Source organism: Streptomyces viridochromogenes DSM 40736 (assembly GCF_000158955.1).
GTDB lineage: Bacteria > Actinomycetota > Actinomycetes > Streptomycetales > Streptomycetaceae > Streptomyces > Streptomyces venetus.
This window is the reverse complement of the sequence record NZ_GG657757.1, coordinates 2,413,435-2,435,721: the sequence shown is the minus strand read 5'-3', so window position 1 is coordinate 2,435,721 and position 22,287 is coordinate 2,413,435. Positions and strand designations below refer to the sequence as shown.

Sequence of the window (22,287 nt, the reverse complement as noted above, 5' to 3'; positions counted from 1 at the left end):
TGCCCGTCGTGCACTTCTCCGCCGCCGCGACCGCGCCCGGCGACCGGTGCCGGGGCCTGGACGCGGGCGGGGACGCCTATCTGACCGTGCCGGCCGAGCCACAGGAGATCCAGGCCGTGGTGCGGGCCGCCGTGCGCGGGGCGCGCCGCGCCACGGGCGCCGAGTCGGTCGTCCAGCGTCTGACGCTGCTGTCCGAGGCCATCATCACCGTGCAGGCGGCGCGTTGCCCGCAGGAGCTCGCCGCCGCGGCCGCCGAAGGCACCGCACGGCTCACCGCCTCGCCCGCCGTGGCCTTTGTGATCGGCCCGGACGGCGAGACGCACCGGGGCACGGCGCACTGCCGCCCCGCCCCGGCGGACAGTGCCGCCCACCGCACGGCGGCCCGGCTGGTCACCCGGCTCGCCGAGGGCCGCACGGGTGTGCACAGCGCGGTCGTCCCCGCGCCGCTGTGGCCGTCCGGGGTCTTCCGGCCGGGCGTCGAGGAGGACGCCCGCCTGACCGTGGCGCCGGCCCAGGACGGCCGCTCGGCGGTGGGCCTGGCCACGCCCGTACGGCGCGTCCCGGCCACCGACCCCGCGGACGACGGACTGCTCGCCCGCCTCGCCCAGGCCACCGCGCTCGCCGCCGAACCGCTGCTGCTGTACCAGGTGGAGCGGCACGTCGCCCTCACCCTCCAGCGCAGCTTCCTCCCGCAGCCGCACAAGCTGCCCGACCTGCCCGGCGTCGACATCGTCGTCCGCTACGTGCCCGCGTCCCAGGAGACCGAGATCGGCGGCGACTTCTACGCCGCCCTGCGCACCGGTGAGGGCGTGCTCACCGCCGTCGGGGACGTCGTCGGGCACTCGCTGGACGCGGCCACCGTCATGGTCGAGATCCGGCACGCCCTGCGCGCCTACTGCGTGAGCGAGAGCGACCCGGCGGTGCTGGCCGGGCGGCTCGACCGGATGCTCCAGCTGTACCACCCCGACGTCACGGCCACGGTGTGCCTGACCCTGGTCGACCCCGGCAGCGGGCGGATGCGGATCGCCAACGCCGGACACATCCCGCCGCTGATCCTGAGAGGCGGAGGCGGCGCGCGGTACGTCGACGCGTGCGGCCCACTGCTCGGGCTCGGGCTGGAGCGTCCCCCGCCGACCGAGGGGCAGCTGAAGCCCACCGACCGGATCCTCATGGTCACCGACGGGCTCATCGAGACCCGCGGCATCCCCCTCGACACCTCCATGGAACAGCTGCGCACCGCCGCCGCCGACGCCCCCGACGGCCTCGACACCCTCTGTGACGTGCTGCTCGGCTGCTTCGGCCACGACCGGGACGACGACATCGCGATGCTGGCCCTGCGGTTAGGGTGAGCCCGTTGGCCGCCCACAACAGGAGTACAGATGCCGCAGATCACCGTCGACTATTCCGCCGACCTCGCGGACGACTTCGACCGGCCCGGGTTCGCGAAGGCGCTGCACGAGGCCACCGTCGAGATCGCGGCCGCGAAGCCGCCGGCGTGCAAGACCCGGTTCCGCCCGACCGAGGACATCGTGGTCGGCCCGGAGGCCGAGGGACACTCCCATGTGCACGTCCACCTCGCGTTGCTCGCCGGCCGCACCGAGGAGACCAAGGCCCGGCTCACCGAGGCCGCCCTCGAACTGCTGCGGACGTACCTCAAGCCCGCCGCGGGGATCGTGCTGCACGCCTCCGCCGAAGTCCGTGACCTGGACCCGTCGTACCGGAAGTTCGAGGGCTGACGCCGGGCGGGGTCAGGACGCCAGCGCCACCAGCCGGCCGGCCAGGTTCGCGAACGGGCCGTCGGCCGGCTCGTCCTTGACGATGCGGCGCAGCAGGGCCGCCATCTCCTCGTCGTAGGTGGCGCTGACGGCGGCGAGCGCGGCGAAGTCGTTGACGAGCTGCGGTTCCAGCTCGGCCCGCGGGATGCGCCGGCCGTCCAGCCAGATCAGGGCCGTCGACTCGGCGAGCGAGATCCAGGACCGGACGACCAGTTCCAGACGCGGCGGCGGATCGGTCACGCCCAGGTGCGAAAGGATCTGGACATACGCGGCCTGCCGCACGGAGTCGATCAGGGCGTTGGTCCTCGAGGAGCCGACAGCCGGACCGCCGCGCATGAGGGCGGCGAAACCGGGTCCGTGTTCCTCGACGAAGTCGAAGAAGCGGTGCATCACACGCAGCAGCCGCGCCCCCAGCGGGCCCTCGTGCGGCTCCACGAAACGCGCCGCGAGCTCGTCCGAGGCCCGCTTCAACGCGGCCTCGTACAGGCTGAGTTTGCCGGGAAAGTAGTGGTAGACCAACGGGCGTGAAATGCCCGCGGCCGACGCTATCTCGTCGATGGAGACCTCGTCGGGCGAGCGGCGGCTGAACAGTTCGAGGGCGACGCCGATCAACTGCTGCCGCCGCTCCTCGACTCCCAATCTGCGGCGAACCCCGGTAGTCATGCGAACACCTTACCGATTGATTCCGGCCGCGAACGGACCGGATCGATCGGGGAGGTTCGGGCGCACGCGCCGGGTGGGCACCTCAACTGCGCTCAGCGCAGTCCGCCGACCGGCCGTCCGTCCCGCAGCGTCCCCTTCAGCTCGGCCCGCACCCCCCGCTCGGCCGGCACGCTCAGCAGACTGCCCCGCGCCGACCCGCTGACCCCGCCCTTCGCCCGGATCGACGCGGTCTCCCGGCTGCCGGCGGCCAGCAGATACCAGTCGCCCGCCCCCGACTTCCACAGCACACCCGCCAGCACATGCGGATCGCGGGCCCCGCACGCCGGGACGTCCTCGGCCTTCGCCGCGACCGCCCCGTACGTCCCGCCCGGCGTGTGGAACTGCGCCAGCACCCGCGCCCCGCCGCCCCGCCAGGTCTCGGCCCGCGTGCACACCCACGCGGCAAAACCGCTCACGTCGGGCAGCCGCTGCTCGTTGAACGCCCAGGCGTTGACGCTGCGGACACCCGCGGAGCGCACCGTGCCCAGTGAGCACGCGTACGGCTTCCAGGTGCGCAGCGCCTCGGCACCGGACACCTCGCGCGGGGAGCCCGGCCGCCCGGTGGTGAGCCGGGCCGGGACCAGTTCGCCGAGGTCGGTCAGCAGGCGCTTGCCCGTGCCGTCGGTCAGTTGCAGCACGTTCCACGAGGTGCACCCGCCGGAGCGCAGGACCGGGCTGGCCAGCGGCGCCGTGACCCCGTCGGTGAGGGCGAGGTCCATCGCGCCCGAGCCGGGCTTCATCAGGTCCCGCTCGCCCGCCTTCTCCACCCAGGGGGCGGTCAGATAACGGACGTTGCCGTCGGCCCGGCCGAGGACCACCGCACTCGCCTCGGCCCGGCCGGCGCCGTCGACCCGCGCGAAGTCGAGCGCGGCGCCCTGCGTGCCGTCCTTCGGTTCGGCGTACCGGGCGACGCGCCAACCGTCGTGGAGGATCACCACCCGGGCGGCGTCGACCGTCCCCGCGTACAGCAGCTGCGGCGGTCCGGCCGGGCCACCGGACGGGGTGCCGGGCGTCGCCGACACCTGGACCGTCCCGCCGGGGCGGGCCCAGACGGCCAGGGCGCGGCGCAGCAGGGCCGTGTCGCCGGTGAGGTCGCCGCGGGCCGGCCACACGGAGAAGTCGGTGCGCGCCGAGCTGCGCCAGACGGCGGGGGAGACCCTGGTCAGCTTCGCCGGGTCCAGGGCGGCCTGGGCGGCCGGGTTCCGCGCGTACGCAGGCGCGGCGGCGCCGTCCGGGCCCCAGCCCCCGCCGGGCAGACCGAGCGCCCCGCAGACCAGCAGCGCGGCCCCGGCGGCCAGCGCCGCCTTCAGATGCTGGCGGCGGCGCATCAGGTCGGTGGGGCGGGCCTGGAGCGAGCAGGGGTCGAACTCGGGCGAGTCGAGCAGCCCGTACTGGGCGGGGATCCCGTCGGCCTCCAGCAGCGCGCCGTCCGGGTCGGCGACGCCCGCGGCCGTGAGCACCTTGCGCACGCCGTCGTCCTCCAGCCGTTCCAGTCCGCGCAGCGCGTAGGCGGCCCGGGCCGGCCCGGACAGGGTGGACAGCCGCTGGTCCAGGGCGAGTTCGTCGGCGCCGCCGGAGCGCGGGAACAGCTTCAGGCCCCACACCTGCGGCAGCAGCGGCGGCAGCTGGGCCCGCCTGGGCCACGCCTTGCGTGTCAGCGGCAGCCCCGCCTCCAGCGCCGTACGCAGCACCTGGAGACGGATCAGGGCGTAGCCGGGGTCGCCGTCACGTCCGGTCGACTGGGTGGGGATCACCGGTGCCGGTGTGCGGTTGCCGCGGGGCAGCGCCCGCTGGGTGAGGGCGTGTGCGGTCAGGACGCGCCTGCCGCGGCCCGTGCCCGGCGGCAGCACCAGGTAGGCGAGCCGCACGAGCCGCGGGTAGTGCTCGACGAGCGCGGCCTCGGCCTGCTCGACGTCGACGACCGGGCCGGCGGGGGAGGGGGACGCGGGGCGCTGGGCGACATCCTGTGACTGCACGTTCAGCAGAACGAGCGAATCGTTCGATGGTCACCTGACCGCGGAGCGTCACGCCCCCGGCTGCTCCTGCGGGCCCGGCTCCACGAGCAGCCGGGCGTAGTTCGCCATCGACCGCTGGTAACGCGGCAGATGCGGGGCCAGGGCACCCAGGGCGAGCGACAGTGCCTCGCGGTCCCGGCCCAGGCTGGACAGACACAGGGCGAGACAGGCGCGCACGGGATCGTCGAGTTCGTCGGACGGCGCGACCAGCTCGGGCGTCAGCAGCGCGACACCCTCCTCGGCCCGGCCGGTGTTCCGCAGCGAGCTCGCCAGCTGGATCTTCGTCCGGCGCGCCTTGTAGGGGCTCACCTCGGCGAGCCCGCGGGCCAGCGCCTCCCGGTACAGCGGGACCGCCTTGCCCGAGTGGCCCGTGGAGTCCCAGGCGCAGGCCTGTTCGAAGGGCCCGTGGGGACTGCCCTCCGGCAGCTCGGCGACGAGGGCGTCGACGTCGGCCCGGAAGCGCGCCTCGGCCTCCTCCCCTTCGCCGTAGTCGTCGAATCGGCTCCACAGGGCGGCCACCCGGTCTTCCCAGTCCTGGTTCACCGGGACACCCTCGCACGGACGTGCCCACCCGGGCACCGGAAATTTGAGCACCGGGCGCTCCCCAGCCGTACCGAAGGCCAGAGAGCCTCTTGCCGGGGCTCCGTGCGGCATGCGTCCGGACCGTGCCGTGACAAGGACCGGAGGAACAGATGAGGGTGACCCGACCGATGCTCGCGCTGAGCGGCGCGGTGGCGATACTGGCGCTGGCAGGCTGCGGATCCGGCGGCAAGGACGAGGCTGCCGTCCCCAAGGAGGTGACCGGCAGCCTGGAGCACATCGCGGCCGAGGCCGAGTGCAAGCCCAATATGCAGACGGACGCCGACACCATCCGCCAGGCCATCTGCAAGAAGGGCAAGGAGAAGTACATCCTCGCCACCTTCGCCACCGACCGCGGCCAGCGCGAGTGGCTGAACAGCGCCAAGGACTACGGCGGCTACTACCTCGTCGGCCGCAAATGGGTCGCGGTCGGCCAGGAGAAGACGGTCACGTCGCTGCAGGGCACGCTCGGCGGGACCATGGAGGAGGGTTCCGAGCACATGAACCCCGGCGGCAGCCACAACAAGGGCGGCCACCACGGCTGACCGCACGGTCCGGGAAGACGAGAAAGCCGGCGGTGGGAGATCCCACCGCCGGCTTTCTTCTGGGCGAGGACTACTTGCAGTCCTGCCCGCTGTTGATGCACTGGACCATCTGGTTCATCACGTTCTCGTCGAAGAAGTTGATGAAGTCGTTGTGGTCGGTGATCGGCTTGTGCAGCTGCTCCGGGAAGGAGTCCACCGCGAAGGCGTTCTGCACCTGCCCGTTGTTGATCTGCGGCGCCTGGACGTCGTAGACCAGGCGGACCTGGAGCTGGGGGATGGCCTTGAAGCCGTTCGAGCAGCTGCCGTCCGCCTCCACGAAGTCCACGTGGGTGCGGTGGTTGGCGCTGTCGATGTTCTGGCCGTCCCAGCAGCTCTGGAAGTTGGACAGCCGGACCACGCTGCTGCCGTCGGGGCAGATCGGGTACTTGTCCGTCACCTGACGGTCCTCGAAGCCCGTGCAGGTCCAGGACGTGTTGGCGTTGTTCAGGCCGTTGGTGAAGGACTTGGCGTCACCGGTGATGATGCGCAGGGCCTTCGGCATGGCGACGACGTCGCTCGTCTTGTTGCCGACGAACTTCAGCTGCGCCTCGGCCGGCTGGACGATCTTGCCGACGTTGCCGTCCTGACCACCGCCGGGCTGACCGGCGTCGATGTCGTCCGAACCGTCCTGGACGCGGATGACCGGCCAGAAGTACGTCGACTTGTCGCCCTGGTTCTGGCAGGTCGTCTGACCGTTCTCCAGATCCTGGTCGCTCGCGAAGGCGTTGTTGTTCTGGTTGCCGACGTAGTCGTGCTGGTGCTGGGCACCGTTGGACACGCCGGGCGCCACGATCACGTTGTCCGAGTTGCGGTTCTCGTTCTCGTTGGTGCCGCACTCCGTGGTGAACGTACCCGTGGAGCCGCCGTTGCCGTTCGCGGCAAGACCGTTCGGCAGGTTGCGGGAGTTGGGCTGGACGTCCTCGATGTTGATGAAGTCGTCGGCCGCCGGGCCGTTGCCGCCCTGACCGCCGTTGCCGCCCTGCCCCTGGTCCTGACCGCCCTGGTTCTGACCGTCCTGGTTCTGGCCGTCCTGGTTCTGGCCGTCCTGGTTCTGGCCGTCCTGGTTCTGACCGTCCTGGTTCTGACCGTCCTGGTTCTGGCCGTCGTTGTTCTGCCCACCGCCGGCCTGGCCGTCGGTGGTGTTCGCGTCGGCGGCCATGCCCTTGCACTCGGCCATCTGGGCGAGGTTGTCCGGAGCCTTTCCGCCCACCCGCTTGATGTTGATGCCGATCCGGTCGATGACCGCGGTCCGCTTCGACTTCAGCGGGCTGAGGATGGCGTTGTTGACGAAGCCGGAGTCACCGGCCTGGGCCTGACGCGTGGAGGCGAGCCGGGTGTAGGCCTCGCTGATCTGCTTGTCGAGGTTCGCCAGCTCCTTGTCCACGCCCTGACGCGCCCCGTCCGGCACGTCGGTCAGCTGCTGTCCGACGTCCGGGCACTGGATCGTGGCGACCTGTGCGCCCGCGGACTTCGTCTGGTTCGCCGAGTTCTCCTCATGCGCCGAGGCATAGAAGTTTGCCCAGATCAGCCCGCCCCCACCGAGCGCTAGGGCTGCCGATGCGGCTATGGCCTTGGTGGCCAGCGGCGTCCGGCGTTTTCTTGTGTTGCTTCCCATGGAACTCCTCTGACTTCCTTTTTCGGGGGCATCGAGGCGCCCGACAGGAGTGAAGCGGCTCCCATCCATACGGAGGTGGTCCCACAGGTGTTCAGATGTCTCGGAAATTGATGCGAGATGCGTGAGGGCCTTCTGCCCTCAACAGCCCCTTTGCCACCGGGAGTTGTTGATCACCCACAGCGGGTGCATGGGCCCGTCCGGTTTCACCGGCCGTGGTCGAGATACGCGAGAACCGCCAGCACGCGACGGTTGTCGTCGTCCGAGACCTCCAGTCCCAGTTTGGCGAAGATGTTCGCGGTGTGCTTGGCGATCGCCCGTTCCGTCACGACCAGCCGCCCCGCGATCGCCGCGTTGGTCCGCCCCTGCGCCATCAGCTCCAGCACCTCCAGCTCCCGGGGCGTCAGCCGCGCCAGCGGCCGGTCGTCGCCCGAGCGGCGCGCCAGCAGCTGCTGGATGACCTGCGGATCCATCGCCGTGCCACCGGCGGCGACCCGCCGTACGGCGTCCACGAACTGCTCGGCGTCGAACACCCGGTCCTTCAGCAGGTACCCGACCCCACCGCTGCCGTCGGCGAGCAGTTCACGCGCGTACAACTGCTCCACGTGCTGGGAGAGCACCAGCACCGGGAGCCCGGGCCGCTTCCTTCGGGCGTCGAGCGCGCACTGCAGCCCCTCGTCGGTATGCGTGGGCGGCAGCCGGACATCGACCACGGCGACGTCCGGCTCCAGTTCGGCCAGCGCGGCGGCCAGTTCCGGACCGGACTCGACGGCCGCCGCGATCTCGAACCCGTGCGCCTGGAGCAGCCGGACGAGTCCGTCGCGCAGCAGGAAGAGGTCTTCGGCCAGGACTACGCGCAAGGGATCTCCATGGTGACCATGGTGGGACCGCCCGCGGGGCTGCTGACGGCCAGGACGCCGTCGAATGTACCCAGCCGCCGCTCCACCCCGGCCAGTCCCGAACCGGCCTCGATCACCGCGCCGCCCTTGCCGTTGTCGGTGACGGTCGCCCGCAGCATGCCGTCCGCCCGGTGCAGGTCGACCCAGATCCGGTCGGCGCCGGAGTGCTTCACGGCGTTGGTCAGCACCTCGCTGACGGCGAAGTACGCGGCGGACTCCACGGGCGCCTTCGCCCGCCCGGGCAGGTCCACGCTCACCTCGGTGGCCACCGGCAGCCGCAGCGCCAGCGCCCGTACGGCGTCGCCCAGTCCGCGCTCGGCGAGGACCGGCGGGTGGATGCCGCGCACCAGCTCGCGCAGCTCGGACAGGGCCTCGACCGAGGAGGCACGGGTCTGCGCGATCAGCTTCTTCGCCTGGTCCGGGTCCTTGTCGAGGAGCGCCTCGATGGTGCCGAGGTCCATGCCGACGGCGACCAGCCGGGCCTGGGCCCCGTCGTGCAGGTCCCGTTCGATGCGCCGCAGTTCGGCGGCGGAGGTGTCGACCGCGTCCCGCCGGGTCTCGGTCAGGACCCGTACCCGCTCGGCCAGTTCGCCCTGGTCCGCGCCGAGCACGGCACGGGTGAGCCGGAAGTGGACGTCCAGCAGGCGCGGGGTGAGGAAGTACGCGCTGAACAGCAGGGCGAGGCCGAGGGCCGCCGCGCCGAGCGCGGACGCCTGCCCGGTGACCGGCACGAACCCGTACCAGTACCCGTCGGGGAAGACCCGCCACAGCCCGGCCGCGATCGCGAAGCCCTCCAGCGGATAGAGCAGCAGCACCGCGGGCAGCAGCGCGGTGACGAACCCGGCCGTCATGTCCACCGGCAGCCACAACAGGTCCCGCCAGGTCGCCGGGTCGGACAGCATTCCGAAGGTGCGCGCCCAGGGGTTGGCGTCCTTCGGCAGCGGCCGGTACGCCGGGGGGATCCGCACCCCGCCCCACTCCGCGGCGAGCACCCGCCGCCAGTTCGCGAACGCCCGCACCCCCGCCAGCACGTACGGCGTCGTGACGAGCCCGACCCCGATCGGGATCAGCGCGATGGAGACGAGGGACAGACAGAAGCACAGCACCGCCCCCGGCAGCGAGATCAGGGCCAGCGCCAGCCCCCGCACCGCGGCGAGCCCGACGCCCCGCCCCTTCGTCCGCACGTCGCCGTTCTTCGTGTCCATGGTCATGGCGTCAGTCTCGCGGAGCGGGGCCGCGGGGTCACTGGGGCGGAACACCCGGTCACGGGGTGGTGTTACGTACACCTCCGCCGTCCGTGCCGGGGGCGTCGGCGGTCGCGAGCACCTTCGCCTCCACCTCCGGGTCCAGCCCCTTTCGCGTCCGGTCCGCTCGCTGGGGCGCGACACCGCCTATGCCCCGCAGCCAGTTCCAGGTGTCGGCCACGGTCTCCGCGACCGGCCGGCAGCGCAGGCCCGTCGCCAGCGCCCTGGAGACGTCGGCGCTGTGCAGGGCGTCGTGCATGTCGCTGCCCGGCGGCACCCACACCGGCAGCTGGACCCACGGTTCGACGCCCGCGTCGAGGATCACCTCGGGCTCGGTCCACCGAAGCTCGGCCGCGCCGCCCGTGACCTTCACGCACGCGTCGAGGAGCGTCCCCATCGTGGCGTGCCCCTGGGGACTCACCAGGTTGTACGGCCCGTTCAGCCCCCGCTCCACGGTGCCGAGGATCCACTCGGCCAAGTCCCGGACATCGACGTACTGCAGGGGGAGGTCCCGCGGCCCCGGCGCCAGGACCGGGCCACCGCGAGCCGTTCGGGTCAGCCACCACGGGAGGCGGCCGACGTTCTCGTACGGCCCGAGGATCAGCCCGGCCCGCACGAGCACCGACCGGTCCTCGCCGAAGGCGTCCAGGACGGCCAGCTCTCCGCCGCGCTTGTCCTGCGCGTACGCGGTCTGCTCCGCGCCGGCCGAGGCGCCCTCCACCACGGGCGCGTCCTCGGCGTACCCGGCGGGCGGGGACCACGCGTACACCGAGCAGCTCGACACGTACACGTACCGGCCGGCGCGGCCCCGCAGCAGCCGCGCCGTGTCCCGCACCGCGCGGGGCGCCGCCGACCAGGTGTCGACGACGACGTCCCACTCGGCCTCGTCCGCCGTGAGGGCGGCGAGACCGCCGGGCGCGGTGCGGTCGCCGAGCAGCGACCGCACGCCCGGGGGCGCCTCGTGCCGTCCCCGGTGGAAGACGGTCACGTCCCAGCCCCGCCCCAGGGCCGCCTCCACGACGGCCCGGCCCACGAACTCCGTACCACCCAGCACCAGAAGTCTCATGCCGGTGACTCTGCCCGGCCCGGTGGTCCGGCGGAACCGAATCTGCCGTCAGCAGAGAGGCCCGGTCGCTTCGGAGGTCAGGCTCCCGTCGGCGGCACGTACTTGTAGCCGACGCGGCGTACCGTCCGGATCGTGTCGCGGTGTTCCGCACCCAGCTTGCGGCGCAGGCGGGCGATGTGGACGTCGACCGTGCGGCCGTCGCCCACGTGCCCGTAGCCCCACACCGTGCCGACCAGTTGGTCACGGGTGTGCACCCGGCCCGGGTGCGCCACCAGGTGGGCCAGCAGTTCGAACTCCAGGTACGTGAGGTCGAGCGGACGCCCGGCCACCTGTGCGGTGCGCTGCACGGTGTCGACGCTGATCAGCGCGTCGCCGCCCGGCTCGGTGCCGGACGCGGGGCCGACGGACTCCGGCCGGTCCGGCACCGCCACGGGAAACGGCGGCTGCTGGTCGGCCGGGACGAGCACCAGGTAGCCGATCATCGGCGGCTGCCCCGGCAACGTGGGCAGGGTGTGCTGCGGCGCCGGCAGCCATGTGGCGCCCGGCGGCAGCAGGTCCGCGACGGTGACCACCTCGTCCCGGTCGACGGCACGCAGCCGGTGCCGGGGACCGTTCGTCGAGGGGGCGTCGAGTGTGGCGGTGGACAGGGAACGAGTGGTCGCCATGAGAGGTCAGCTCTTTCGCGCGAGAGGTTCGTCGGAGAGGTCGACGGCCGCGAGTTCGTGGTCGGGGTCGCCGAGGACGTACGCGGTTCGCGCTGGCCGAAGGCCGGGGTGTACGGCTTTAGAGGGCCGGCGCGTTCGTCGCGCGGCAACACACCCGGTCGAAGTCGTGGTGCTGACGGGACGGCCAGAAGGGCTCGAGGTCGTGACGACCCGTCGCGGTGTGCTTCTGGTAGCTGGCCATGGGTCCATTGAACCAGAGGGGACCCGGCACCGGCAGTCTTCTCTCACTGCTTGGACAAGTGCCCCGAAGGGGCGCGGGGAACTGCGCGACAAGCCACGGCGTCGCGGCAGACGAACGGAGGCGCCCACCGCGAACGGTGAGCGCCTCCTCGGGAACGTGCGGGGCAGGTCAGACCTGGCCGGCCTTCTCCAGCGCCGAGCAGCAGGTGTCGACGAGCAGACGCGTCACCACGTACGGGTCCACGTTGGCGTTCGGACGGCGGTCCTCGATGTAGCCCTTGCCGTCCTTCTCGACCTGCCACGGGATACGGACCGAGGCACCGCGGTCGGAGACGCCGTAGGAGTACTCGTTCCACGGGGCGGTCTCGTGCAGACCGGTCAGGCGGTCGTCGATGCCGGCGCCGTAGTTCTTGACGTGGTCGAGCGGCTTGGAGCCCTCACCGAGCGACTCGGCCGCGGTGATGATCGCGTCGTAGGACTCGCGCATCGCCTTGGTGGAGAAGTTGGTGTGCGCGCCGGCGCCGTTCCAGTCGCCCTTGACCGGCTTCGGGTCCAGGGTGGCGGCGACGTCGAAGTCCTCGGCGGTTCGGTAGAGCAGCCAGCGGGCCACCCACAGGTGGTCGGAGACCTCCAGCGGGGAGACCGGGCCGACCTGGAACTCCCACTGGCCGGGCATGACCTCGGCGTTGATGCCGGAGATGGCGAGACCGGCCTTCAGGCAGTTGTCGAGGTGCGCCTCGACGACGTCACGGCCGAAGATCTCGTCGGCGCCGACACCGCAGTAGTAGCCGCCCTGCGGGGCCGGGAAGCCGCCCTTGGGGAAGCCGAGCGGGTAGCCGTCCTGGAAGAAGGTGTACTCCTGCTCGATGCCGAAGATCGGCTCCTGAGCGGCGAACCTCTCGGCGACCTCGGCCAGCGCGGCACGGGTGTTGCTGGCGTGCGGGGTGAGGTCGATGTTCAGGACCTCGCACAGCACCAGGATGTCGTCGCCGCCACGGATCGGGTCCGGGCAGGTGAAGACCGGCTTCAGGACACAGTCCGAGGAGTGCCCCTCGGCCTGGTTGGTGGAGGACCCGTCGAAGCCCCAGATCGGCAGCGCGTCGAGACCGGCGGGCTGACCCGTGATGATCTTGGTCTTGGAACGGAGCTTGGCCGTCGGCTCGGTGCCGTCGATCCAGATGTACTCAGCCTTGAAGGTCACGGGCCACATCCTTCGGGGGTGTGTCTGGCGCGTTTCGCGGGTGCTTGCGGCGCAGCGGCACCGGCGCGCCGCGTCTGCTGCCCGGCAGCCTGTCAACAGGCGATTACCCGTCCATTGCTCGAATGTGAACCCCGTGTTACCTGGCGGCACTGTGCCCCACCTCACGCCGTGCGGGCGTTCGGCGGCCCCTTGGTGCCGGTCACCGGCTCCCCTCCGTCGAGCCGGTGACCGGCGCCGGGTGTCCCGGACGACATGCCGGTCCCGCTGCTCCTGGCCGGGAGCAGCAGGACCGGTGACACGTACGAGGGGCGGCCGAGGGGGTGGCCGCCGCCTCAGTGACTCAGTCGTCCGTACGGCGTCACCCCACCTTCTCGATCACGGCCCGGCGGATCAGGAACTTGCCGGCCTCACGGACCTGTTCGAAGGCCGCGTTGTTGAGCAGCACACAGCTGCCGGAGACCGAAGTGACCTCCACCGTCGTGGACTTGTTGTTGTCCAGGTTGGTGACCTTCAGCTTCGTGCCGGCCGGGAACTGGTTGCTGGACGCGGCAGGGGCACCGCCCTCGCCGGAGAGCGTGACGGTGGAGCCGTTGCAGACCTGCTGACCGGAGGCCGCAGCGCCACCACCCGCGTTTTCCGCCGGTGCGGACTCCGCGGGCTGCGAGGCCTGGGCACCCCCGGCCTCCTCAGCGCCGCCGGCCTGCTCTCCGCCGCCGGCCTGCTCACCGCCCTGCGCGGGCTGCGACGGCTGCGCGGTCTGGGAGTCCTGAGCCGACTCCCCAACCGTGCACCCCGACGCCTCCTGCTTCCGCTTGATCTCCTCGATGACCGCCTGGCGGTTGGCGATCCGGGCTTCCGACTGTGCGTCGGGGTTGGCCTGCTGGTCGGCGATGAACTTCTCGTTGTTGCCGAGTGCGGTGGCGAGCCCCAGGCAGGCCGTCGACTCCGCGGCCGACTTGGTGGTCGGCGGCGAGGCGTTCGACGTGCTCGCCATGACGAAGGCCCCGCCGCCCGCCACGGTCACCGCGCTCACCAGCAGCGCGATCTTCTTCTTCGGGCCGAGAGTTCTCCTACGCGACATGCGCGCCTCCTGAAGAGGTAGGGGAGCGTACGTCGCTATGTACGAGATACCGAACGAAGTTACTCAGCGGTTCCGGGAGTAGCTGACGTGACCTGCGTCACGGTGGGGCCGTCAGCGGGAGAGGGCGTCCCGTACGGCCTCGTCGGTGCGCCCGACCACCGCCGTGCCGTCGTCCGCGGTGATGATCGGCCGCTGGATCAGCTTGGGGTGCTCGGCCAGGGCCTTGATCCACTGGTCCCGTGCACTCGCGTCCCTGGCCCACTCCTTGACACCGAGTTCCTTGGCTTCGGCCTCCTGGGTGCGGGTGATGTCCCAGGGTTCGAGGCCGAGGCGGTCCAGCACCTGCCGGATCTCGTCCTCGCTCGGCACGTCCTCCAGGTAGCGGCGGACGGTGTAGTCGGCGCCCTCGGCGTCGAGCAGCTGCACGGCACTGCGGCACTTCGAACAGGCCGGGTTGATCCAGATCTCCATGGGGCTCACCGTACGCGCCCTCGGCTCTGTTCGATTTTTCCGCCGACTCATACGCCCCTCCCGGACCTGCCGTGACGCGGCGCCAATTTCCTTCTCCACCTGGGCATTTGCCGGGCTCGGCGGACTCCCTGATGTCAGTGCCCGGCGGTAAACTGTAAGCAGTGTTCGAGGGTGGCGCCGGGGACGCCGAAGTCTCCGTGGGCCACCCGACCGCGACAGGAGGATGCCTGTGCCCGCTGCCGCTCTGAAGCCGAAGCCGTTGCCCACCCAGTCCACCGCGAAGCGCCCTGTCCAGCTCGACCTGCCGTACGCGCCCGTGGCGAAGCGGCCGTTGCCGCCGGGCCGGCCGCGCGAGTGGTACGTCACGCACAACCGTCGCCTCAAGGCGATGCGACTCGCCATCGCCCTGCTCGACTCCGGCGTCCACATGCCGAACCAGGCCCGCAACGAGACGATCCGTGACGTGGCGGAGCTGATCGGCGTCCACCCCCCGTCGGACACCACCTGCCACATGGTGCGGGCGCTGATGCGTTACGCGCGCTGACACCGACCCGCTCCGGAGCGCCGGGTGCCCCGCTCGGCGGGGTGCCCGGCGCCGCCGCCCCGTCGGCGCCTCGGCCATGTCGTCGTGGTGCGGGGCCGTGTCAGCCCGCCGCCAGCTCCTTCTCCAGGGGGGTGCGGAAGCGCGGGGTGACCTTCGTCGTGCCGAGCCAGCCGGTCAGCCGCTCCGCCTCCCTCTCGATCGCCGCGTGCGCATCCCGGCCCAGGCCCGCCTCGTCGAGGACGCGCCAGACGATCTCCCCGCCGGGCCGCTGGGCCCAGCCGCCGACCACGCGCCCGTTCCACCACACCGTCGGCCCGACGTTCCCGCTGCGGTCGAACATGTGGGGCCGCAGCTCGGGCGCGAGATACCAGTCGCGCTGCTGCCAGCCCATCGCCGTCGGGTCGAGGCCGGGGAGGAGGGCGGCCCAGGGCTCGTCGAACGCGGCCGGCGGACCGGCGTCACCTTCGGTCACGTATCCCGTGCCCTCGTCCAGCGACACCGGCTCCGCCCCGATCGCGGCCAGCGCCCCGCGGACCTCCGTCACCCGCCACCCCGTCCACCACTTCAGGTCGTCCTCGGTGGCCGGACCGCACGCGGCGAGCCACCGCCTGAGCAGCTCCGCCTGCGCCTGCGCGGTGTCCAGCTCGGGGTGCTCGGGCGCGACGGCCCAGCGGAACTGGCTGGACGTCCAGGAGCCGAGGGGACGGCCGCGTACGACCTTCCCCTCGACACCCAGCACCCTCAGCAGCCGGGTCGAGACCGTGTGCACCCCCTCGTAGCGCTTGCCGGCCGCGTACACGAACTGCTCCCGCAGGCGCGGCTCGTCCTGGGCGAGCTCGGCGGCCGTCGCCTGTCCGCGCCGGGCGAGAGCCGCCAGGGCCGACTCCTCGACCTCCTTCAGCCAGGCCGCGTCCGGCGCCCCTGCCGTCGCCATGTCCTTGAGCAGCGCGGCCCGCTCCCGGGCGGCGACCGCCAGACCGGTCGAGGCGTGCACGACGGCGGTCAGGGCCGTGGGGAACACGAACACCGTGTGCCGCATGCCGTGCATCCGCACCAGGGAACGGTCCTCGTACAGCGCGCGCCCGGTCTCCGCCACCGTGTGCCCGGGATCCGCCAGACGCGCGCCCACCGCCAGGTACACCGTCGCCGGGTCCGTGCCGTGCAGGGCGACGAGCGAACCGGCGACCTCCTCGGGCGTCCGCGCCCGCGCCGCTCCGGCCAGCCGCTGCCGCAGCGCGAGCCGCGCCCGCCGCTCCGCCACCCCGATGAACCGCCGCGCCCCGCCCATACCGGCCTCCACTCCTCGCGCCCGTCCGGACCTCACCGCATCATCGCCAACACCACTGACAATCGACCGTCGGCGCATGACTCAGGCGTACCGCTCCAGCAGCCCCGCCACATACGCCTGAAGCCGCCCGGCCAGCACCTCCGGCGTCAGATCCGTCCGGCCCAGCTCCCGCCACGGGCCCGCCAGCTTCGCCGCGTCGGGGACGTAGGCCAGCGCGTCGAGCAGCCGCCAGTACAGATGGTCCGGCCCGGCGGCGAGCGGGCTCCCGCCGTGCGCCGCGTAGCGCTCCCGGAAACGGAGGCCGTACTCCGGCCCGTGCAATAGCGCGAGCCCCGTCGAGCAGTGGGAGACGTCCAGGTCGGCGGGCCCCCACGAGGTCTCCACCCAGTCGACGACCCCGCTGATCCGCAGACCTTCCCCCGCGCCCGTGAACAGCACGTTCCCGGGGTGGAAGTCCCGGTGCAGGAAGCAGCCCTCGTACGGCGGCGGATCCCGGCGGATCACGTCCACCGCCCGCTCCCACATCGCACCCTCCGGGGCGCGCACCCGCTCGGGAGAGGTCCACGCCTGGTAGGCCCGGGGCCGCACCCCGGGAACCACCCGGTGGATCCGGGCCAGCTGGGCCGCCAGCAGGTCCACCCGGCGGTCGAGGTCCTCCTCGTCGACCCGGACCCGCCCCGGCAGCACGGACATCAGCAGGGACGGGTGGTCACAGTGCTCGGCGGTCGCGTCCACACCGACCAGCCCGGGAGCCGGCACCCCGTCCTCCCCGGCCAGCAGGGCGAACATCTCCGCCTCGCGGGCCAGCAGCCCGGGCGCGTGCCGCCGGAAGAAGGGCTGCACGAAGGTCCGCAGGGCGAGTGCGCTGCCGTCGTCCAGGGTGAGCCGCCGCATCTGGGCGCTCCAACCACCCGTCAGGAAGGCCGACTCGCTGACGGTGCGCCCCTCCGGGAGCTGCTTGGCCACCCAGGCGCGGGTCGCCGTCCAGCCCCGCTCGCCGAGCCCGGTCAGTAGCGCGCCGACGAACTTCTGTCCGTCCTCGGGATGGTCACGGAACCACAGACCCAGCCGGTGCTCCGCCTCCGGCAGCTCCCAGTGGGTGAACTGCGCGCGCCGGGCCAGCGCCTCCGATACGGCCTCCGTCACAGCGGGCGGGATGACCTCGTCCGTGCCCGGCACAGCGAGCACGGCCCGCCCCTCGTACGCCCGCAGCACGTCGAGCGCGGGCGACGTCCGCCAGCTGCCCGGCCGCCGGATGACCTCGCTGAACCGCCCGTCGCCCGCCCCGAACGGCACGTCCCAGGCCTGTGCCGCGTACACCGCGGGCGCGCACAGTCCCAGCGCCTCGACCCGCTCCCCGTAGTGCCGCACCAGGTCGGCCACCGTCTGGCCGCTCATGCTGAACCCGACCAGGACCAACGGCTCGTCGACGCCCGCGCGGGCGTCGATGACGGAGACGGCCTGGTCGAAGCGGCGGCGCAGGCTCAGCTCGCTCAGCAGACCGGTGCTCTCCCCGTGCCCGGAGAAGTCGAAGGCGAGGGTACGGCAACCGTGGGCGGCGAACTCCGACAGCAGCGGCACCAGCCGCTCCTTGCTGCCGTTGCCCGCCCCGTGCAGCAGGACGACGGTAGCCCTGGCCGCCTCACCCGCGCGAGTGCCGCCATACCACCCGCTGAGTAGTTCACCGTCGACGGCATGCGTGAAGGGCATCAGCTCACTCATCCGGCCATTCACTCACGCGGTACGTGGGCGCGAGGGGCGATCGCAGACCGGGCATGCGGGGCGATCAGAGGCCCGGCGCTCCCCAGAGGGGGAACCAGCGCCCCAGGTCCTGCTCGATCGGCAGGTCCTCGGCGAGCGCGGCCCGCACCTGCAGTTCCAGCGCGTTGTCCCGTCGCTCCGCCTCGCCCGGCAGGGGCCCGAACGGGTAGAACGTGCCGCGCTTGTAGAGGTACACCAGCGCGAGCCGCCGGCCCGACCGGTCCCGGAACCCGGCCAGGGAACACAGCAGCTGGGGCCCGAACCCGTTGACCTCCATCTGGCTGTTGACGGCGTGGAGGTCGTTCACGAGCTCGGGAAGTTGGTCGGGCGCGCGGGATGAGATCAACCAGGAGTAGCCGTAGCCGTCCTGCCGGAGCTCCACCGGTGGGCCCTCGCGGTCGGTGTCCGCGTCCAGCAGCGCCTGCACCTCGCGGTGGCTCTGCTCGAAGGCCGCGCCCTCGACCGTGGCGAAGCAGACCGCGCCCTGCCCGGTCGGGGTGAAGCCCGCCGCGGCCTCCAGCGTCACGGCCGCCGACGGCAGGGCGAAGAGCCGGTCCAGATCCGGCGCGACCGGCTTCGTCCTGCCGAGCAGGATGTCCAGCAGCCCCATTCGCTCACACCCCTCCGGGTGTCGCCGCCTCGCCCAGCTCGGTGGAGATCCGGCCCAGCTGTTCGAGCCGCTGCTCCAGGCTCGGGTGGGTCGAGAAGAGCCGCGCGACACCGGGCTCGCTGCCCAGCGCCGGAGTGAAGTAGAAGGCGTTGAAGGCCTGGGCGGTGCGCAGGTCCTTCGTCGGGATGCGGGCGATGTCCCCGGACACCTTGGTCAGCGCGGAGGCCAACGCCGAGGGCCGGCCGGTGAGCAGCGCCGCCGCCCGGTCCGCCGCCAGTTCCCGGTACCGGGACAGGGCCCGGATCAGCAGGAAACTGATCGCGTACACGGCCGCCGACACACCCATCACCACGGCGAAGATCGCCGCCGTGTTCTGGTCCCTGCGGCTCTCGCTGAACAGCTGCGAGTAGAAGGCGAACCGCACGATCAGCCCCGCGATCACACCCAGGAACGACGCGACCGTGATCACGGCGACGTCCTTGTGCGCCACGTGGGACAGCTCGTGCGCGAGCACGCCCTCCAGCTCGGCGGGATCCAGCCGCCTGAGCAGCCCGGTCGTCACACAGACCACGGCGTGGTCCGGGTTCCGCCCGGTGGCGAACGCGTTGGGCATGTCCATAGCGGACACGGCGACCACGGGCTTGGGCATGTCGGCCATGGCACACAGCCGGTCGACCACGCTGTGGAACTCGGGATACTCGTCCCGCTCCACGACCCGCCCGCGCATCGCGAACAGCGCGACCCGGTCCGAGAACCAGTACTGAGCACCCAGCAGCCCCGCCGCGACCACGACGACCAGCACCCACGACTTCAGCACCACGATCAGCGCGGCGACGAACCCCACGTACAACAACCCGAGCAGAAACAGCGTGACCCCCATCCGGGTGGTCAACCGCCGGTCGCTCCGGAAGCGGCTCTGCATCTGCATCACCCCGCAGTCAGGCACTCGTCCCACTGCCAGTGTGCACCCGCCCCCGCCCATGAACGGGTCGCGCTCGCCCCCAGGACGAGCAAAGGAGTCCTAGGGGGTGCCCGGCTCCCCGTCCACCGCGTATCCGGGCACGGACGGCCATCGAACGGTCAGCACCACCGACTCCTCCTCGGCGAACCAGGAGTGATCGACTCCACGCCCCCACACGATGTAGTCCCCCTGCCGCTCCAGCAGCACACTGCGCCCGGGCAGCTCCACCCGGAACCGCCCGCTGATCAGCACCAGCAGCGCCGTACGCTCCTCACCCCGCACCCACCGCGCCCGCGCGTCCCCCCGGGGATGAATCCCCCACTTGACCTCGACATCCTCACTGCGCCGCGGATCCCCGACGCCCTTGAAGTGCCCGAGGATCCACCCCCGGTCCAGCGCGGCGTCCTCACCGGCGTTGCCCACGTACACCCTGTCGCCCACGAGGCCGGACGCTAACAGCCGCGCGCTCTAGTACGGCGCCCGGAAGTTGATGTACCCGAGCAGCAGGATCACCGCCGCGACGCTGCCGAGGACGATGGCCGTGGAGACCCACGACGACCGGGAGCGGCGGCCGGAGTACCTGTGGTCGGGGTCGGGGCGGAAGGGGACGGGCCCGGGCGGGTTGTGCTTCCAGCGGGCGGCGAGCATGCGGGCCCGTGCGGAGGGCTCCTTGTGTTCGGCCCGGTCCGCCCATCTGAGGTCGAACTCGCGCTCCTGGCCGTCCTGTTCGTGCTCGGGCATACCCTCTCCACCCCCGTGTGGTCCTCTCAGCAGAATAGAACATACGACCGCGCCCCCGCTGGGCGTAAGCCGGCGGGGGCGCGGTCGATCTGCCTGGGTCAGGCGCCGATCACCTGTCGATCACACGTCGAAGTAGAGCTCGAACTCGTGCGGGTGCGGACGCAGCTGCAGCGGGGCGATCTCGTTCGTGCGCTTGTAGTCGATCCACGTCTCGATCAGGTCCGGCGTGAAGACGTCGCCCGCGAGCAGGAACTCGTGGTCGGCCTCCAGACGGTCGAGGACGGCCGGGAGCGAGGTCGGGACCTGCGGGACGCCCGCGTGCTCCTCGGGGGCCAGCTCGTAGAGGTCCTTGTCGATCGGCTCGGCCGGCTCGATCTTGTTCTTGATGCCGTCCAGACCCGCGAGCAGCAGCGCCGAGAAGGCCAGGTACGGGTTGCCGGAGGAGTCGGGCGCGCGGAACTCGACGCGCTTGGCCTTCGGGTTCGAGCCCGTGATCGGGATACGCATGGCCGCGGAGCGGTTGCGCTGCGAGTAGACCAGGTTGACCGGCGCCTCGAAGCCCGGCACCAGGCGGTGGTACGAGTTCACCGTCGGGTTGGTGAAGGCCAGCAGCGACGGGGCGTGCTTGAGGATGCCGCCGATGTAGTAGCGGGCGGTGTCCGACAGGCCCGCGTAACCGGCCTCGTCGTAGAAGAGCGGCTGGCCGCCGGTCCACAGGGACTGGTGGACGTGCATGCCCGAGCCGTTGTCACCGAAGATCGGCTTCGGCATGAAGGTCGCGGTCTTGCCGTTCTGCCACGCCACGTTCTTCACGATGTACTTGAAGAGCTGGAGGTCGTCGGCCGCGGCGAGCAGCGTGTTGAACTTGTAGTTGATCTCGGCCTGGCCGGCGGTGCCCACCTCGTGGTGCTGGCGCTCCACCTGCAGACCGGCACGGTCCAGCTCCAGGGAGATCTGGGCACGCAGGTCGGCGAAGTGGTCGACCGGCGGGACCGGGAAGTAGCCGCCCTTGTAGCGGACCTTGTAACCACGGTTGTTCTCGAGGGCACCGGTGTTCCAGGCGCCGGCCTCGGAGTCGATGTGGTAGAAGGACTCGTTCGCGCTGGTCGCGAAGCGGACGGAGTCGAAGACGTAGAACTCGGCCTCGGGGCCGAAGTACGCGGTGTCCGCGATACCGGTCGACGCGAGGTAGGCCTCGGCCTTCTTCGCCACGTTGCGCGGGTCACGGGAGTACTGCTCGCCCGTGATCGGGTCGTGGATGAAGAAGTTGATGTTGACCGTCTTGTCACGGCGGAACGGGTCGACCCGGGCGGTCGACAGGTCCGCGCGCAGCGCCATGTCGGACTCGTGGATGGCCTGGAAGCCGCGGATCGAGGAGCCGTCGAAGGCCAGCTCCTCGGCCGGGTCGAAGGCCGATGCGGGGATCGTGAAGTGCTGCATCACGCCCGGCAGGTCGCAGAAGCGGACGTCGATGAACTTGACGTCCTCGTCCGCGATGAACTTCTTGGCCTCGTCGGCGTTCTGGAACATCCAGCTCCTCCTACTCCCGACCGTCCCGCCGGGGTGGTAGTTCGATCGTGCGGCCAGTGCGGGTGGCACACGCTGACCTAGACCCTAGGGACGGGTGATTTCTCTGGCGTGACTCATTTGTTTCGCACAAGTTAACCGGCTGCCTCCCACCGTAGCCCGGACCCACCCCGACGTGCCCTGGTCATTTACGGGCGCAGTACCGTGGACGGGTGGACAACAGGCAAGCACTCGGATCGTGGCTTTCCGGGCCCCGCGCGGCCGCGGAAGAGGCCGGTGTCGACTTCGGATACCGGGGTGAGCAGCTCGGTCTGCCCGAGGAGGGGTCCGGGTCGATCGCCCGCCCGGGCCGGCGGCTGGGCGCCCTTGCCGTGGACTGGGGCCTGAGCCTCCTGATCGCATACGGGCTCATCACGCAGAGCTACAACGAGGCGGCCCAGATCTGGGCGCCGCTCATCATGTTCGCGCTGATGGTGCTCACGGTCGGTACGGTCGGCTTCACGCCGGGCAAGAGGCTCCTCGGCCTGCGGGTGCTCGCCCTGGACACCGGCCGCGTCAGCCCGTGGCGCGCGGTGCTGCGTACGGTCCTGCTCTTCCTGGCGATCCCCGCCCTGATCTGGGACCGCGACGGCCGCGGCCTGCACGACCGGCTGGCCGGCACCGTCGAGGTCCGCATCTGACACAAGGCGAACCAAGACGAGCGAAGGGGCGTCCGGATCAC

24 protein-coding genes are annotated in these 22,287 nt (G+C 71.7%); 5 read left to right on the top strand and 19 right to left on the bottom strand.

Translation table 11 applies throughout. The annotated features are described in order from the left end of the window. A partial coding sequence (locus SSQG_RS10685; protein WP_063749155.1) for a PP2C family protein-serine/threonine phosphatase occupies window positions 1–1,349 on the top strand: 1,349 nt, incomplete at its 5' end. Window positions 1,350–1,379: 30 nt separating this feature from the next. After that, window positions 1,380–1,736 (top strand): 5-carboxymethyl-2-hydroxymuconate Delta-isomerase, encoded by a 357-nt coding sequence (locus SSQG_RS10680; protein WP_003989758.1) that lies wholly within the window; start codon window positions 1,380–1,382, stop codon window positions 1,734–1,736. Window positions 1,737–1,748: 12 nt separating this feature from the next. Here the strand turns inward: SSQG_RS10680 and SSQG_RS10675 are convergent, their stop codons facing one another. The 3 genes from SSQG_RS10675 to SSQG_RS10665 all read right to left on the bottom strand — a co-directional run bounded on the left by SSQG_RS10675 (window position 1,749) and on the right by SSQG_RS10665 (window position 5,035). Then, complete coding sequence (locus tag SSQG_RS10675; protein WP_003989757.1) at window positions 1,749–2,438, bottom strand: TetR/AcrR family transcriptional regulator; 690 nt, start codon at window positions 2,436–2,438, stop codon at window positions 1,749–1,751. 92 nt (window positions 2,439–2,530) lie between these two features. Beyond that, on the bottom strand, window positions 2,531–4,453 hold the full coding sequence (locus SSQG_RS10670) for a hypothetical protein (protein WP_039932344.1): 1,923 nt from the start codon (window positions 4,451–4,453) through the stop codon (window positions 2,531–2,533). Between the two features lie 48 nt (window positions 4,454–4,501). Continuing rightward, a complete protein-coding gene (locus tag SSQG_RS10665) occupies window positions 4,502–5,035 on the bottom strand; it encodes a tetratricopeptide repeat protein (protein WP_003989755.1) in 534 nt (177 codons plus the stop codon). Between the two features lie 149 nt (window positions 5,036–5,184). Between SSQG_RS10665 and SSQG_RS10660 the strand changes: the two genes are divergently transcribed. Beyond that, the gene (locus SSQG_RS10660; protein WP_003989754.1) at window positions 5,185–5,616 is read left to right on the top strand and encodes a hypothetical protein; all 432 of its coding nucleotides are present in this window, start codon (window positions 5,185–5,187) and stop codon (window positions 5,614–5,616) included. Window positions 5,617–5,686: 70 nt separating this feature from the next. Here the strand turns inward: SSQG_RS10660 and SSQG_RS10655 are convergent, their stop codons facing one another. The 9 genes from SSQG_RS10655 to SSQG_RS10620 form a co-directional block, all read right to left on the bottom strand. Beyond that, window positions 5,687–7,270 carry a DUF1996 domain-containing protein gene (locus SSQG_RS10655; RefSeq protein WP_039932341.1) on the bottom strand — a complete coding sequence of 528 codons (1,584 nt, stop codon included), beginning with the start codon at window positions 7,268–7,270 and terminating at the stop codon, window positions 5,687–5,689. A 203-nt stretch (window positions 7,271–7,473) separates the two neighbouring features. Beyond that, window positions 7,474–8,127: a LuxR C-terminal-related transcriptional regulator gene (locus tag SSQG_RS10650; RefSeq protein WP_003989752.1), complete on the bottom strand. Its 654-nt coding sequence runs from the start codon at window positions 8,125–8,127 to the stop codon at window positions 7,474–7,476. After that, a complete protein-coding gene (locus tag SSQG_RS10645; RefSeq protein ID WP_003989751.1) occupies window positions 8,118–9,377 on the bottom strand; it encodes a sensor histidine kinase in 1,260 nt (419 codons plus the stop codon). Before SSQG_RS10645 ends, SSQG_RS10650 begins: the two co-directional genes overlap by 10 nt. Before the next feature lie 52 nt (window positions 9,378–9,429). Continuing rightward, on the bottom strand, window positions 9,430–10,476 hold the full coding sequence (locus tag SSQG_RS10640) for an SDR family oxidoreductase (RefSeq protein WP_039932340.1): 1,047 nt from the start codon (window positions 10,474–10,476) through the stop codon (window positions 9,430–9,432). A gap of 77 nt (window positions 10,477–10,553) precedes the next feature. Next, window positions 10,554–11,141, bottom strand: coding sequence for a winged helix-turn-helix domain-containing protein (locus SSQG_RS10635; protein ID WP_003989749.1), 588 nt, complete (start codon window positions 11,139–11,141; stop codon window positions 10,554–10,556). 118 nt (window positions 11,142–11,259) lie between these two features. Continuing rightward, window positions 11,260–11,382 (bottom strand): hypothetical protein, encoded by a 123-nt coding sequence (locus tag SSQG_RS43415; protein ID WP_086025076.1) that lies wholly within the window; start codon window positions 11,380–11,382, stop codon window positions 11,260–11,262. Between the two features lie 168 nt (window positions 11,383–11,550). Next, window positions 11,551–12,582 carry a glutamine synthetase gene (gene glnII, locus SSQG_RS10630; RefSeq protein WP_003989747.1) on the bottom strand — a complete coding sequence of 344 codons (1,032 nt, stop codon included), beginning with the start codon at window positions 12,580–12,582 and terminating at the stop codon, window positions 11,551–11,553. Between the two features lie 358 nt (window positions 12,583–12,940). After that, complete coding sequence (locus SSQG_RS10625; protein ID WP_003989745.1) at window positions 12,941–13,663, bottom strand: hypothetical protein; 723 nt, start codon at window positions 13,661–13,663, stop codon at window positions 12,941–12,943. A gap of 111 nt (window positions 13,664–13,774) precedes the next feature. After that, entirely contained in the window at window positions 13,775–14,134 is a 360-nt protein-coding gene (locus SSQG_RS10620; protein ID WP_039932339.1) for an arsenate reductase family protein, read from the bottom strand. A 229-nt stretch (window positions 14,135–14,363) separates the two neighbouring features. Here SSQG_RS10620 and SSQG_RS10615 point away from each other — a divergent pair, with 229 nt between their 5' ends. Further along, complete coding sequence (locus tag SSQG_RS10615; RefSeq protein WP_003989743.1) at window positions 14,364–14,678, top strand: hypothetical protein; 315 nt, start codon at window positions 14,364–14,366, stop codon at window positions 14,676–14,678. Window positions 14,679–14,778: 100 nt separating this feature from the next. On the opposite strand, the gene SSQG_RS10610 is transcribed toward SSQG_RS10615, so the two are convergent. The 7 genes from SSQG_RS10610 to glnA all read right to left on the bottom strand — a co-directional run bounded on the left by SSQG_RS10610 (window position 14,779) and on the right by glnA (window position 21,569). After that, the gene (locus SSQG_RS10610; RefSeq protein WP_003989742.1) at window positions 14,779–15,966 is read right to left on the bottom strand and encodes a winged helix DNA-binding domain-containing protein; all 1,188 of its coding nucleotides are present in this window, start codon (window positions 15,964–15,966) and stop codon (window positions 14,779–14,781) included. 81 nt (window positions 15,967–16,047) lie between these two features. Further along, a complete protein-coding gene (locus SSQG_RS10605) occupies window positions 16,048–17,688 on the bottom strand; it encodes an alpha/beta fold hydrolase (RefSeq protein WP_039932333.1) in 1,641 nt (546 codons plus the stop codon). A 64-nt stretch (window positions 17,689–17,752) separates the two neighbouring features. Further along, entirely contained in the window at window positions 17,753–18,337 is a 585-nt protein-coding gene (gene pspAB / locus SSQG_RS10600) for a PspA-associated protein PspAB (RefSeq protein WP_003989740.1), read from the bottom strand. A 4-nt stretch (window positions 18,338–18,341) separates the two neighbouring features. Beyond that, window positions 18,342–19,259, bottom strand: a complete 918-nt coding sequence (gene htpX / locus SSQG_RS10595) for a zinc metalloprotease HtpX (protein ID WP_003989739.1) — start codon at window positions 19,257–19,259, stop codon at window positions 18,342–18,344. 99 nt (window positions 19,260–19,358) lie between these two features. Next, on the bottom strand, window positions 19,359–19,739 hold the full coding sequence (locus tag SSQG_RS10590; protein WP_039932330.1) for a hypothetical protein: 381 nt from the start codon (window positions 19,737–19,739) through the stop codon (window positions 19,359–19,361). A gap of 27 nt (window positions 19,740–19,766) precedes the next feature. Then, the gene (locus tag SSQG_RS10585) at window positions 19,767–20,039 is read right to left on the bottom strand and encodes a hypothetical protein (RefSeq protein ID WP_003989737.1); all 273 of its coding nucleotides are present in this window, start codon (window positions 20,037–20,039) and stop codon (window positions 19,767–19,769) included. Between the two features lie 120 nt (window positions 20,040–20,159). Next, window positions 20,160–21,569, bottom strand: coding sequence for a type I glutamate--ammonia ligase (glnA, locus tag SSQG_RS10580; protein ID WP_003989736.1), 1,410 nt, complete (start codon window positions 21,567–21,569; stop codon window positions 20,160–20,162). Window positions 21,570–21,778: 209 nt separating this feature from the next. Here glnA and SSQG_RS10575 point away from each other — a divergent pair, with 209 nt between their 5' ends. Continuing rightward, window positions 21,779–22,246, top strand: a complete 468-nt coding sequence (locus SSQG_RS10575; protein WP_003989735.1) for an RDD family protein — start codon at window positions 21,779–21,781, stop codon at window positions 22,244–22,246. Window positions 22,247–22,287 lie beyond the last annotated feature (41 nt).

Bases quoted from the DNA above. Each gene is read 5' to 3' on its own strand.
- SSQG_RS10680 (WP_003989758.1), top strand. From the start codon at position 1,380: ATGCCGCAGATCACCGTCGACTATTCCGCCGACCTCGCGGACGACTTC.
- SSQG_RS10675 (WP_003989757.1), bottom strand. From the start codon at position 2,438: ATGACTACCGGGGTTCGCCGCAGATTGGGAGTCGAGGAGCGGCGGCAG.
- SSQG_RS10660 (WP_003989754.1), top strand. From the start codon at position 5,185: ATGAGGGTGACCCGACCGATGCTCGCGCTGAGCGGCGCGGTGGCGATA.
- SSQG_RS10655 (WP_039932341.1), bottom strand. From the start codon at position 7,270: ATGGGAAGCAACACAAGAAAACGCCGGACGCCGCTGGCCACCAAGGCC.
- SSQG_RS10645 (WP_003989751.1), bottom strand. From the start codon at position 9,377: ATGACCATGGACACGAAGAACGGCGACGTGCGGACGAAGGGGCGGGGC.
- SSQG_RS10640 (WP_039932340.1), bottom strand. From the start codon at position 10,476: ATGAGACTTCTGGTGCTGGGTGGTACGGAGTTCGTGGGCCGGGCCGTC.
- SSQG_RS10635 (WP_003989749.1), bottom strand. From the start codon at position 11,141: ATGGCGACCACTCGTTCCCTGTCCACCGCCACACTCGACGCCCCCTCG.
- SSQG_RS43415 (WP_086025076.1), bottom strand. From the start codon at position 11,382: ATGGCCAGCTACCAGAAGCACACCGCGACGGGTCGTCACGACCTCGAG.
- SSQG_RS10625 (WP_003989745.1), bottom strand. From the start codon at position 13,663: ATGTCGCGTAGGAGAACTCTCGGCCCGAAGAAGAAGATCGCGCTGCTG.
- SSQG_RS10620 (WP_039932339.1), bottom strand. From the start codon at position 14,134: ATGGAGATCTGGATCAACCCGGCCTGTTCGAAGTGCCGCAGTGCCGTG.
- SSQG_RS10610 (WP_003989742.1), bottom strand. From the start codon at position 15,966: ATGGGCGGGGCGCGGCGGTTCATCGGGGTGGCGGAGCGGCGGGCGCGG.
- SSQG_RS10605 (WP_039932333.1), bottom strand. From the start codon at position 17,688: ATGAGTGAGCTGATGCCCTTCACGCATGCCGTCGACGGTGAACTACTC.
- pspAB (WP_003989740.1), bottom strand. From the start codon at position 18,337: ATGGGGCTGCTGGACATCCTGCTCGGCAGGACGAAGCCGGTCGCGCCG.
- htpX (WP_003989739.1), bottom strand. From the start codon at position 19,259: ATGCAGAGCCGCTTCCGGAGCGACCGGCGGTTGACCACCCGGATGGGG.
- SSQG_RS10585 (WP_003989737.1), bottom strand. From the start codon at position 20,039: ATGCCCGAGCACGAACAGGACGGCCAGGAGCGCGAGTTCGACCTCAGA.
- glnA (WP_003989736.1), bottom strand. From the start codon at position 21,569: ATGTTCCAGAACGCCGACGAGGCCAAGAAGTTCATCGCGGACGAGGAC.